This is a genomic window from Nitratireductor sp. OM-1 (genome assembly GCF_003296175.1).
GTDB lineage: Bacteria > Pseudomonadota > Alphaproteobacteria > Rhizobiales > Rhizobiaceae > Nitratireductor > Nitratireductor aquimarinus.
In genome coordinates, this window is record NZ_CP029209.1 from 505,356 (window position 1) to 517,949 (window position 12,594).

At 62.0% G+C, this 12,594-nt stretch carries 10 protein-coding genes; 1 reads left to right on the forward strand and 9 read right to left on the reverse strand.

Annotated features, from left to right (window positions below):
• Nucleotides 1-253 precede the first annotated feature (253 nt).
• The 7 genes from DEJ54_RS21470 to DEJ54_RS21500 form a co-directional block, all read right to left on the reverse strand.
• A complete protein-coding gene (locus tag DEJ54_RS21470; protein ID WP_245447821.1) occupies nt 254-1,033 on the reverse strand; it encodes a phosphodiesterase in 780 nt (259 codons plus the stop codon).
• A gap of 21 nt (nt 1,034-1,054) precedes the next feature.
• Nucleotides 1,055-1,864, reverse strand: a complete 810-nt coding sequence (locus DEJ54_RS21475; protein WP_113156791.1) for a carbohydrate ABC transporter permease — start codon at nt 1,862-1,864, stop codon at nt 1,055-1,057.
• Entirely contained in the window at nt 1,861-2,754 is an 894-nt protein-coding gene (locus DEJ54_RS21480; protein ID WP_113156792.1) for a carbohydrate ABC transporter permease, read from the reverse strand. Before DEJ54_RS21480 ends, DEJ54_RS21475 begins: the two co-directional genes overlap by 4 nt.
• A 65-nt stretch (nt 2,755-2,819) precedes the next feature.
• Nucleotides 2,820-4,076 carry an ABC transporter substrate-binding protein gene (locus DEJ54_RS21485; RefSeq protein ID WP_113156793.1) on the reverse strand — a complete coding sequence of 419 codons (1,257 nt, stop codon included), beginning with the start codon at nt 4,074-4,076 and terminating at the stop codon, nt 2,820-2,822.
• Between the two features lie 38 nt (nt 4,077-4,114).
• Entirely contained in the window at nt 4,115-5,158 is a 1,044-nt protein-coding gene (locus DEJ54_RS21490) for an ABC transporter ATP-binding protein (protein ID WP_113156794.1), read from the reverse strand.
• Nucleotides 5,155-5,931, reverse strand: coding sequence for a DeoR/GlpR family DNA-binding transcription regulator (locus tag DEJ54_RS21495; RefSeq protein WP_113156795.1), 777 nt, complete (start codon nt 5,929-5,931; stop codon nt 5,155-5,157). Before DEJ54_RS21495 ends, DEJ54_RS21490 begins: the two co-directional genes overlap by 4 nt.
• A 270-nt stretch (nt 5,932-6,201) precedes the next feature.
• Entirely contained in the window at nt 6,202-8,055 is a 1,854-nt protein-coding gene (locus tag DEJ54_RS21500) for a sodium:proton antiporter (protein ID WP_113156796.1), read from the reverse strand.
• Between the two features lie 236 nt (nt 8,056-8,291).
• On the opposite strand from DEJ54_RS21500, the gene DEJ54_RS21505 reads away from it, so the two are divergent.
• On the forward strand, nt 8,292-9,770 hold the full coding sequence (locus DEJ54_RS21505) for a serine hydrolase (protein WP_162742428.1): 1,479 nt from the start codon (nt 8,292-8,294) through the stop codon (nt 9,768-9,770).
• Nucleotides 9,771-9,846: 76 nt separating this feature from the next.
• Here the strand turns inward: DEJ54_RS21505 and DEJ54_RS21510 are convergent, their stop codons facing one another.
• Nucleotides 9,847-11,574, reverse strand: coding sequence for a M28 family peptidase (locus tag DEJ54_RS21510; protein ID WP_113157139.1), 1,728 nt, complete (start codon nt 11,572-11,574; stop codon nt 9,847-9,849).
• A gap of 190 nt (nt 11,575-11,764) precedes the next feature.
• On the reverse strand, nt 11,765-12,580 hold the full coding sequence (locus DEJ54_RS21515) for an IclR family transcriptional regulator (RefSeq protein WP_113156798.1): 816 nt from the start codon (nt 12,578-12,580) through the stop codon (nt 11,765-11,767).
• Nucleotides 12,581-12,594 lie beyond the last annotated feature (14 nt).

Here is a 12,594-nt window from a genome sequence, read left to right on the forward strand (position 1 = left end):
ATCAATATTCATGTCAAGCGCGAGTTCTGTCACAAACGCACATCGGCAATGGTGCGCCGGGAGGGAGGAGGAGCCTGGAAATGAGGGGGATTTCAGACAGGCAGGCGCTGCAAGGGTTCAGCTCGGCAGCTGGGAAGGGGCGTGTGCCTAAGGAATGATGGTCCTGAACGGGAAAAAGACGCACGGATGGCGTCAGGGCGGCAAGGCTCCGTGGAGAGCCCGCCCACCCGCTCGGCGTCTGCAACGTGTCTGCCTAGAAGGAGAAGGGACCGTTCGCGCTTTCCAGCGGGATCGCGGTCCATGCGCCATCGGGTGCGGTGTCGATCACCGCGCAGCCCCTTGGCCCGGTCATGAAGCCCACCGGCGCATCCGCGCGGCAATCGAGCGCGAAGGCGCTACAGACCGATGGCGCGGCGAGCACTGCGTGCCGTCCGATTCTGCCCTGATAGATCCCGTGCACATGCCCGGCCACGATCCGCGCGGTGCCGTCGAATTCGTTGAGAATTTCAGCAAGCGCGTCTGCGTTGGCAAGGCCGATGGCGTCCATGAACCGAATGCCGGTTCGCATCGGCGGATGGTGAAGCGCGATCAGCACATCATGCGTGCCGGCGCGCTCCAGTGCGGTCGCAAGAAGCGCAAGGCTCTCGGGACGAAGCAGGCCGCCGCCCTGTCCCTCAACGAGCGTATCGAGCCCGATGACGGGTGTTCCGGCAACATCCACGGACCAGTCGATCAGGCCGCTCTGCGGCATGCCAGTCATGTCGCCGAACGCCGCCCGGAGGTTTTCCCGGTTGTCGTGATTGCCGGGCACCACAAGCAGTGGCAGCCCAAGACGGTCAAGCGCGCCGCGCGCGGCCACATAGCTCTCCGGGCTGCCGTCGTCGCTCACGTCGCCGGTCACCAGAACCGTATCGAGTGGGCCGATCTGTGGCAGCAGTTCCAAAAGGCGATCAACCGCGTCGCGCAGCAGCGCGCCGGTGTCGAGCACGCCAGAAACAAGCGCGCCCGGCGCGACCAGGTGAAGGTCGGTCAACTGTAGAATTCTTGCCATGACTTATTTGATCCCGGCCCGCAGGAAGGCCTGCACGAACTGACGCTGGAAGACGAGGAAGGCGACCAGAAGCGGCGCAACGGACATCATGGTCGCTGCCGAAATCACCGAGATATCAACACCATTCTCCGGTGCGCCGAAGATCGACAGGCCGACGGTCAGCGGCCGCGTGTCCGCTGAGTTGGTGACGATGAGAGGCCACAGGAAGTTGTTCCAGTGGGTGGAGACGGAAACCAGCGCATAGGCCAGATAGGTGGGGCGTGCGAGCGGCACATAAACGCGCCACAGAATGCCGAGCCATCCACAGCCCTCGACCCGCGCCGCCTCATGCAGTTCGATGGGAACGGACTTGAAGGCCTGACGCATCAGGAAGATGCCGAAGGCGGACGCCATATAGGGCATGCCGACACCGAGTATCGTGTCGAAAAGGCCGATGCGCGAGACCATCGCATAGTTCTCGACGATCAGCACTTCGGGAAGAATGAAGAGCTGCATGAGAACGAGAATGAAGACGAAATCCTTGCCGGGAAACTCGATCTTGGCGAAGGCGAAACCGGAGAGCGTGGTAACGACGAACTGCCCGATCAGCACCAGCGTCACGAGTATGAACGTGTTCAGGAAGTAGCGCAGCCACGGCGCACCCTCCCAGGCGGTGTGGAAATTATCCAGCGTCCAGGGCGCGAACAGGTTCATGTTGACCGCATCGGAGGTCGCATGAAACGCCGCCCAGAAGGCGAAGACCAGCGGCGAGATCCACACCAGTGCGAGTAGCAGCGCGCCGAAGGTTTCGATATGTCGGGAAATCGCGCTCATTGATAGTGGGTCCGCTTGTCGAGATAGCTGAACTTGATCCCGGCCACGATGCCCAGCGCCAGAAGAACGAGGATCGTCATCGCGGCGGCATGGGGCGCGTCGAAGAAGGCGAAGGCCATTTCCCAGATGTAATAGAGGATCAGTTTCGAGGCGTCGTTCGGTCCGCCCTTGGTCAGAATGAACAGGTGATCGATCAGCTTGACCGAGTTAATCAGCGCATTGACCATGATGAAGAGCGTTGTCGGCATCAGGAGGGGTAGTACGATCCGCCGCGTATAGGTCCAGCGGCTTGCACCCTCGATGTCTGCCGCTTCCTTCAGGTCCGTGGGGATCGTCTGAAGCGCGGCGAGGTAGAAGATCATGAAGAAGCCGGCTTCTTTCCAGATCGTCACGATGATCACCGCCCAGAGTGCGGTTTCAGGCTGTCCGAGCCAGTTCACCGAAGGAAGGCCGAAAAGCGAGCCGATCTGGTCCAGCACGCCGAGGCCGGGCGTGTAGAAGAAGAGCCACAGGTTTGCCGCCGCAATCATCGGCAGAACCGTCGGCGTGAAATAGGCGGTGCGCACAAAGCCGCGCGCGGGGATCTTGGAATTCGCCCACAGCGCCATCGCCAGCGCGATTGCGATGGAAATCGGAATGGTGGCGGCGGCATAGATGAGGTTGTTCTTGACCACGACCCAGAAGGTCGGGTCGGCAAACAGGTCGGTGTAGTTCTCGGTTCCGACAAATTCGCTCGGCCGTCGGCGCGTGCCCCGGCTGAAAAGGCTCGACCAGAGCGTCGCCAGCGAAGGATAGAACGCAAAGGTCGTCAGCAGGATCGCAGCTGGCGACAGAAGCAGCCAGCCGTAGATCGCCTGCCGGCGGCGTTCGATGTTGACGTGATGCGCCATGGTCCGGTTTTCCGCCGAGTCTGGTCGCCGGACGCCGGGGCAGGCCCGGCGTCCGGCAGACTGGATTACTGGTAGTCGCGCAGGAGGCGTTCGGCTGCCTGCTGTGCTTCGTCAAGCGCTGCGGCGGGCTCCTTGGATCCGGTGAGCGCTGCCTGAATGGCGTTGTTCAGACCGTCGCGGACGCGGGCCGTCTCGAAGGTGGAGAACTCTGCCACGGCGTTTTCCAGCTGGTTGCGGGCCACGAGCGCCGGCGGGAATTCCGCCGTGTAGGCCTTCAGCGCCTCGGTCTCATAGGCTGCGGGCGAGACGCCCATATAGCCGGTGGCGATGGACCAGGCCGCAGCCTGCTCGGGCGCCGTCATGAACTGGATCAGCTTGAGAGCGGCAGCACGCTCTTCTTCGGACGTATCCTTGAACACGTAGAAATTGCCGCCGCCGGTCGGCGAGCCGGGACGCACATTGGCCGGCAGCTCGGCGACGCCGAAGTCGAATTTCGCGGCATCCTTAACGGCGGTCAGATTGCCGGTGGAGTGCCACATCATCGCGGTCTGGCCTTCAAGGAACGCCTGGCGAAGCGTGCCCCATTCCACCGTGCCCGTGGGCATGATGCCATGTTCTGTGGAGAGCGATTTCCAGAATTCGAGCGTTTCAACGACGGCCGGATCGTCGAAATAGGTGGTCAGGCCGTCATCCGACATGAGCTCCTTGCCATTCTGGATCGCCAGCGCCTGGAACATCCAGTAGGGGTAGCCGGTCGAGGGGATCATCAGGCCGGAAGTGCCGTCCTTTGTCAGGGCCTTGCCCATGCTGACGAGCTCGTCCCAGGTCTTGGGCGGGCTCTCGGGATCAAGGCCTGCCTCGCGGAACTGGTCCTTGTTGTAATAGGCGACAATGGTGGAACGCTGGAACGGGATGCCCCAGGTCTTGCCCTCGATGCGGCCATTCGCCATCAGCGCGGGATAGAAGCCCCCCAGCCAGTCGGCCTCAACACCGTTGATGTCTTCAAACGCGACGATCAGATCTTGCTCGATCAGGTCATAGGCATCGATGGAGAACATCACGGCAAGCTGCGCCGGCTCGCCCGATGCAAGGGCGGAAAGGGCGCGCACGCGGGTGTCGTCATAATTGCCGGAATAGATGGCGTTGACCTTGATGTCCGGGTTCGCCGCTTCGAAATCCGCAACGATGCCGTCAACGACCTCGGTCAGCGCACCGCCGACCGCGATCGGATAATACATGGTGAGTTCGGTCTCGGCCGCCGCCGGCAGCGCAACACTGACGGCCAGCGCCGCCGAAAGTCCCAGTTTCCTAAAGGCGTTCATTTTGCTCCTCCCAGGTTCATGCAGTCTTGCATCTTGCTTCAGGTGGCCGGAGCGCCGTGTGCGCCCCCGATCCGTTGACCGGCTGCATCAAAAAAATGCAGATCCTCGTCGGTGAAACTGATCTCCAGTTCCTCGCCCGACGGAATGTGTTTGAGGCCCGGCATGCTGACCGTAAGCCCGCTCGCCGCTTCGTGGCTGAGCCCGATATGGGTTTCCGATCCAAGAAACTCGCATTCCGAAACGCGGCACAGAAGGCGGCCCTTTCCGGGTTCGGCAATGCGCACATTTTCCGCGCGCAGCCCGATGGTCGTCGCATCGGAAAACTGCGGCAGCGCCGAGCGGTCGATCAGCGCCATGGGCGGCGCGCCGACGAATTCGGCAACGAATGTGTTGGCTGGCCGATAATAGAGGTCTTCGGGCGTGCCCACCTGCTGAATGTGCCCGTCCTTCATCAGCACGACCATGTCTGCCATGCTCATGGCTTCGGTCTGGTCATGGGTGACGTAGACGACCGTCATGCCGAGATCGAGCTGAAGCTTTTTGATGTCCTTGCGCACCGAGGCGCGCAATTTCGCATCGAGATTGGAAAGCGGTTCGTCCATGAGGCAGAGCGGCTGTCCCGCCACGATGGCGCGCGCAAGCGCTACGCGCTGCCGCTGACCGCCGGACAGTTCGCCGGGCTTGCGCTCTTCATAGCCAAGCAGTCCCGTGATCTCGAGCGAGCGCTGAAGCATTTCGCGCCGTTTGGCGGCGGGGACCCTGCGCACCTTGAGGCCGAAAATGACATTTTCAGCCACGCTCAGATGCGGGAAGAGGGCGTAGGACTGAAACACCATGGAGAGATTGCGCTCGGAGGGAGCGGCGGTCGTCACGTCCTTCCCGTCGATGCTGATGCGGCCTTCATCGGGCAGTTCGAGGCCGGAGAGCAGGCGCAGCGTCGTGGACTTGCCGCAGCCGGACGGGCCGAGAAGCGCGACGAACGACCCGCGCGGGATCGACAGCGAAATGTGCTCGACGCCGAGCTGGCCATTCCAGCGCTTGGCCACATCCTGAAGCTGGACGAAGGGAGGCAGTGCGGTCATTCAGCGTCCTCTGCGAAAATGATGCGATCCGACAAGGGAGCGATGAGATCGGTGTAGTCTGCGCCAGGCGCCCGGTCCGTCACGATGCGGTCCACATCGGCCAGGTTCCCGCCAAGCGCCGGCGCAAGGCGGCCGAACTTGGTGTGGTCGAGCACGAGCAGTGAAGTCTGCGCATTGCGGAACATCTTCTGGCGCACGCGCACTTCGGCCGGGTGAAACTCCAGAAGTCCCCCGTCATCGGCAACACCGGCCACGCCGAAGACCGCGTATTCCGCGCGAAAACGCCCGAAGAACTCGACCACTTCCTCGCCGATGAAATCGCGGTCGGGCAGGCGCACCTCGCCGCCCGGCAGGATGATGCGGTTCGACACTTCTTCGCTCAGAGCCATGGCGGCGCTCAGATTGTTGGTGATGATGGTCAGCTCACGTCGCCGGACAAGAGCCCGCGCAACGCTGAGCGGCGTCGAGCCGAGTGAAATGAAGACCGTGGATCCATTGGGGATCTCCGCAGCCGCGGCTTCGCCGATTGCGCGTTTTCCCACGATGTTGGTGCCTGCCCGCTGATCGAAAGGCGTGTTGAGGCGATCCGTCGACAGTTCGATGCGGCCATGAACGCGCCTGAGGCCGTTGCCGTCGCAGATATTGTCGAGGTCGCGGCGGATGGTCTGGGTCGAAACGCCGAGCATCTCCGCCAGCGCGCCAACGCTCACGCCTCCGCGTTCCTGAACGACCTGCTGAATCAGGTCGTGACGTCTGATTTTCTTTGACGCCATCCTCTCCCCTCAGTTTGGAAGAGGCTAGATTCAAAAAAACAACAAAGCAACAGAATTAAGCGTTCCAATCCGGAATCGGGTTTGCGTTCGGATGGAGCCGAAAGCCAAGCGTAAGCAGGTATTGCGCGCGTTTCACAGGCTCATGGTCTGCTCTGTGAAAACAACAATCAAGAAGCGTAAATGTTGTTTTGTTGCTTTTTCAAACATCGAGCGCGTACACCACCCCCTCCTGCAAGGGAGGGGGCGACCCGACGGTCTGAACGGAAAATATCACTCCGGCTCGGCGGTCGAAGCGGATTTCTCTTTTAATTTCTTCGCGCTGCCATTGCGTTCGCCGAGGTGATCCTTTGCCGGCGTGAAGCTGATGATGCGGTCATCGATGGAAGGCGTGTTGGCCGCGTCGCTTGCGAAAACCATTGCGCCGGAGGGCTTTACCCACAGGAGAACGATTGCGTCTTCCGAGCGGCTTTCCAGATAGGCGTTGTAGTCGAAGGCCTCGGTCAGCCGGGTCGCCTGGAACGTCCAGCCCTGCCAGTGCCGTTCGCGCAGTGCGCGGAACTCCAGCCCGTCTTTGGTCAACGGACGCCCGCCCAGCGTGAAGTTCAGCGACATGCGTTTCGGCTGATCTCCGCCGCGTCCGAGCTGAAACACGTGAGAACGGCCGAGTTCCGGCGCAAAATCGGTGCAAACGAGAGAATTGTAGGCATCGTTGTCGGTGACGGCGATGAGGTTCGAGAACCGCTTGGGATCGATCGTGTGATGAGCCTCTTCCGACAATATGTCTCCGAAGAAGACGGGAATGTCGGCAAGCCGCGCCTCGGCGATGTGGTTCCAGTTCGGATCGGCGATCATCACCGGCACTTCAACGCTTTTGAGCTTCTTCGCGAGATCGATTGCCCAGCGCGGACCGCCAACGATGAGAAGGCCGGGCTTCTCCGAACTCTTGAGCTTTAGAAGCGAGGCGAGGGGGCCGAGCGTGAAGCCGTGCAGAACGATTGTGGTGACAACCACCGCAAAGGTGAAGGCGACCATGCGATCCGCATCGATGATGCCTGCTTCTTCAAGAGCTGCGCCGAACAGGCCTGAAACCGCGACGGCGACCACGCCGCGCGGCGCGATCCAGCTTGTCAGAATGCGCTCGGGCATTGTTGCGCCGGAGCCGGTGGTGGCGATCATGATGGCCAGCGGCCGCACCACGAAGAGAAGCGAGGCGACGAACAGCGCGGCGCGCCAGTCGAGGCTTCGGAAATCCTCGATGGTGAGCGAGGCGGTCAGCAGGATGAAGATGCCGGAGACCAGAAAAACGGTGATGGTTTCCTTGAAGCGGCGCATCTCTGCGAGGCTCGCAATGCGGGTGTTTGCAAGCACGATGCCCATCACGGTGACGGTCAGGAGCCCGGCTTCTTCGAGCACCAGATTGGTGAGCGCATAGGCCAGAAGAACGGCGGCCAGCAATATGGGCGCTTTCAGGAATTCAGGTACATAGCCGCGCACGAACGCCCACTGGATCAGCTTGGCGGCGGCAAAGCCACCGGCGACGGCGACCACGAAGGCTGCAACAACCACATAGGCAAGGCTGCCGCCCTGATGCAGGCCGAGAAAGACGAGAATGACCTCGAAAGCCACCACCGCAAAGAGCGCGCCGATGGGGTCGTTGACGATCGCTTCCCATTTGAGCAGCGAGGCGGGCCGCGAGGCAAGCTGCGCCTGGCGCAGGAGCGGCGTGATGACGGTGGGGCCGGTGACCACGAGAATGGCGCCGAGCACTATGGCTGTCGGCCAGGTGAGGCCGCCGACATAATGAGCGGAGAGGGCGGTCATCACCCATACGAGCGGTCCGGCGATCAGGATGATGCGCCGCACGGCGGTTGAGGTTTCGCTGATTTCCTTGAAGTTCAGCGTCAAACCACCCTCAAACAGGATGATTGCGACGGCGAGCGACACGAGCGGGCGATAGATTTCGCCAAAATCCATTTCCGGGTTTATGAAGCCGGTGGCCGGGCCGGCGACCATGCCCGCGATCAGGAGCAGGACGATGGCCGGCAGGCGGAGCCTCCAGGCAAGCCATTGCGCGCCCATGCCCATGACGCCGATAAGCGCGATCTTCAATCCGATGTCATGCATGCAACATATCCGTTCAAACGTTTCGGCGTTTTGCAATGTGCCGCGTGGGAGCAATTGGGTTCGCGCTTCAGCGGATCATCCAGTTTTCGGGCTACAGAAGCGGGAGCCTGTTGAAAAGACCTGTGGTTGTGAAATCTGCTTGATTGTCGCGCGTGTAGCGGCAAAGCCAGTGTCCATGGACTGCAGGAATGTCACGAAAAACGGCATTCTTCGCGGACGATCAGGGGAGACGACGAATGGCTGAACGCGATTGGGCTGCGGCGGAGAATACTGCTCTTGAAAGGCTCGGGGCTTGGCCGGCGGATGGCCCGGGCGGCGTGGTGCTTGGCATTGAGAACGGAGCGGTTCGGCTGGTTGCGGCGGCGGGGCATGCGGGCGTCGGAGGCGCGCCGCTTGGCCCGGACAGCGTGTTTCGCTGGGCGTCTGTCACCAAGCATGTGTTTGCGGCCTGTCTTATCGAAAGCGGTGTGTTGCCGCTCGACATGACGCTGCGCGAGGCGCTGCCGGAACTCGCTGCGGCCCCGGCATCCGTAACGGTAGCGCAGGCGCTTGCCATGCAGGGCGGCTTGCCCGACCCGCGCGAGAGCTTGACCCTTCTGGGTTTCGGATCGCATGCGCGCACCGAGGCCGCGCCGCTTCACCACTGGATGGCCGGTTTTGACTGGTTGAACGCCAGGCCCGGCCATGAGGTCGCTTATTCCAATGGCGGCTACCGTCTTCTGGAAACGGCGCTGGCGCGGCGCGGTTTCGTGTTCTCCGACATGGTGGCGGATCACGCACAAAGGCTGGGTATCGGCATACGGGCGTCCGAATTCTGGACTGATCCGGCACCGGGGCTTGTGCCCGGCCATGAACCTGCATCGCCCGGCTGGTCGGAAGGCTTTCAGGGAATGCATCTTTCTGCAGCCGGATCGCTTTCGGGCTCGGCGCGGGATCTGGCGGTCTGGCTGTCGGACCTCATGGCGCGAGACGTTTTTGCGCAGATCGCCCGGCCTCTGCCGCTTGGGTCAGGCGAGGCGACCGGTTACGGGCTTGGCATTGCGCTGACGCAGATCGGCGCGGAGCGCGTGCCGGGCCATGGCGGGGCGCAGGCCGGCTATCGCGCGGGCTTTCTGTGTGCGCCGGAGGAGGGCATCGCGCTCGTGGCTCTGAGCAATCGCGACGATGGCGATGCGACCGGGCTTGCGGCGCGCGTGTGGGCGCGGCTGCGTGGCGTGCCGCAGGCGCAGATGCCGAAACCCGCCGGCGATTGGGCGCCGTCCGGTCTCTATGTGGCGGAAGAGGGGGACCTCTGGGCCGAAGTGAAAAAGAACGCCATCGTGGTGCGCGATGCGGAAGAAGCGCTCTTTGCAGGCGATGACGGCCAATTCGTCTCCGCAGCGCCGCATGCGCGCATGCGGCTGGCGTATACGGACGGAGCGCTGAGCGGCGATCTGTTCCATCAGCCCGTCCGGCTGTTGCCGGTGGGCGATTGCGATGAGGAACCGGAGCTGGACGGGCGCTGGATCAGTGACCACGCGATTGTGACGATCCGGGGCCGAACACTCCATTGGGGTGTGGGACCGCTTCAAACCGAAACGACCCTCAAGCCGCTTGGCAATGGACGCTGGCTGTTCAACGCGATGGGGCGTCGGATCTGCCTTCAGCGCCTTTCGCCGGATCGGTTCATTCTCTCTTTGGCAAGGGCGCGCGGCGTCGAATATTGCAGGCTCTGAGGCAAGGCCGGAAATGAAAAGACCGCTGCCTCTCTTCAGGAGAGACGCAGCGGTCAATCATGCTTTTGTGCGCTGCCTAGCCCGCGAGCAGCTCGATGTGGCGCTGTGCCTGACGAAGGGCGGAGATGAGGCGGTTTTGTCCGCGAACGAGCTGGGTTTTCGCAAAACCAAGCGTGTTTTCGTCAAAACCGTCCAGATCCGCTGCTTCTGCGATGGAAGGCAGCGGCGGGATCGTCAGGGCCGGATCGTGGCTGAAGCGGTTCACGCGGGTGAAGTTGATCGGCACGAGGATGCGGGCGAGATCCTGGATCACGGTGTTGGCCGTTGCCCTGTCGATCTTGCCGGACTTGATGCCCGCATAGAAACTGTCGAGCGTTGAAGCCAGCGCATCGACCGCTTCCTTCGATGCCGACAGGTCAAAGCGGTCGCCGGCCTTGGCCTGGTACTCGGCCACGGTCTGCGCGAATTCCTTCGCCGTGGCGCGCCAGTCAAACGGCAGGATCTCGGCATTCGCATTGCGAAGAACGGCAAGGAGATAGACCTTGATGTCGCGCAGGAGAATGTCCCTGTCTGCGATTTCCAGCGTGTCATTCTCGGTGTGCCAGGCAATGTTGCCGCCGCAGCCGCCCACCGTGTAATAGCCTTTCTCCTCACGCTGGACGTCCGGCATGGTCGACGACAGCATCAGGTAGCTGGAAATGCCGATATTGTTGAAGGAGTAATCGCCGGCGCGGTGCGGGCGCTCGCCTTCCATCGTTTTGCCGGCCACTTCGCCGATCACTTCAGCGAGGAAGTCTTCGGTTTCGCTCATCCGGCAAAGATTGATGAATTCGGTTGCCCAGCGGCAGCCCGGGCTGTCGCAGTTGACCTGCGAAACGGCATTCTGCTCGAGGTCCAGCGCAAAATTGTCGGAGAACCAGGTCGAACCGGCATAGCGTCCGGTGGAGTGGCCGGGCCACCAGCAGATGCGTACCGAGCGCTTCAGGGAACCGCGATTTTCCCAGAGAACGCGGGCGATTTCGAGCATGCTCGCATCACCGGTTGCGTTGTCACCCACGCCCACGTCCCAGCTGTCGAGATGGCCGTGCAGGAAGACGTATTTCTCCGGCTCTTCGGTGCCCTTGATGAAGACTTCCGGCAGTTTAGACGTGAACCAGCCCTCTTCCATCTCGGTGAACAGCGTGACGCTGCCGCCCTTTTCCGCGATGGCGACCAGCGCCGCGCCGTCATCCTTGTTGACCGCCGCAGCGGCGATCTTCGGCTTGCGCGGCAGGTCGTCCAGATCCGGCGTGCCCCAGATGCTGGTGCAGATGCCCCAGTGGATGTCGACACCGGGATTGATGCCGATAACGCCGATGGCGCCGATTTCCTCGAACTGGGAAACCAGGCCGGGGCTCGCAAAACCTTCGGAAATCACGATCTTGCCGCGCACGCGATCGGCGAGCTCCTGCGTGGTGTCCACCTTTTGCTCGAACATGTCGGTGATCATCGCGTTGTGATACGCGCCGACATAGACAAGTTCGCCCGTGACGCCATTGCTGGCGTCGACGCTGTATGCCGGCGGCTTGGCGCGGAACGTCTTGCCGTCAGCCTCGACGCGGGCCTGACCGGGCAGGCTGAGATAGAGGCTCGGCTCATGAACCGTGACCTCGACACCGTGCCTGCGCAGCCGTGAGACAATTTCGTCCATGCCGCGGTTCACATCGGTGGGGTGCTCGCGCTTGAAAGTCGCAAAGCTCTCGACCAGCCCCCAGGGTTCGTCAAGCGAGACGGAATCGAGAATTTGTTTTTCGAGATTGTTCATGCGCGAAGCTCCCATTTGTTTCATTCAACGAAACAACGTTTCGTAATGAAGAAAAGCTAGCAGAGCGTTTGCGTGGCTGCAAGCGCTGGCCCAAGCATTGGGAAGCCAGGCAAACGAAAACAGCCCGCGGAAGCGGGCTGCGCATTTCGTGATTCTATTGTGCTCTTTTATCGCGCTCTGGGGGCTGGGTTCAGCCGGCGGAGCGGGCTTTGCTCCCGGCTTCTTCCTTGTCGGAACGGTGCAGCGACAGGCGTTGCGAAATTTCACCGGCTGCTGCCAGAACGGCCTGCATGTAAGCCTCGCGGCGCTCTTCATCGAAGCGCACGACTGCGCCGGCAACGGAAATCGCTGCAATAACGTTGCCATCGGCCGCAATGATGGGGGCCGCGACGGAGAAGGCGCCTTCATCGAGATCGTTAATCGCGACATTGCATCCGTTCGCGCGAATGCGTTCCAGCGCTTGCCGGAGCTTTTCACGGTCGGTGATCGTGTAGGGGGTAAAAGCTTCCAGCGGGCTGGCGAGCACCTGGTCGATGATGCTCTTCTCGCTGAATGCTAGAATGCAGAGCGAACCGCCACCGGCATGAAGCGGGCCGTTGCGTCCCGCCTGCGCGAAAAGGCGAATTGAATGCAGGCCCTCGCGCGTCGCAACAACGAGCGAGCGCAATCCGTCGCGCACGACGAGATTCACGTTCTCGGAGGTCCGGTCGCGCAGCGCATCCATCACAGGCCGCGCAGCAGACAGGAGGCTGCCTTCGCGGCCAACACGTTCTCCCAGCACACCAACGCGATAGCCGAGCGAGTAGACGGCGCGCTCCGGATCCCGGAACACGAAGCCGCGCTCTTCGAGCGTATGCAGCAGGCGGAAGACAATGGACTTCGTCAGGCCAAGCGATTTTGCGAGCGCTGTGACCCCCTGATCCGGTTGGTCGGCGAGTGCTTCAAGGACAAGCAATGCGCGGTCGACAGCAGCGATCCTGTAGTCCTTGGGGGCTGTCTCGTTCATGGCTGCGCTCCTGT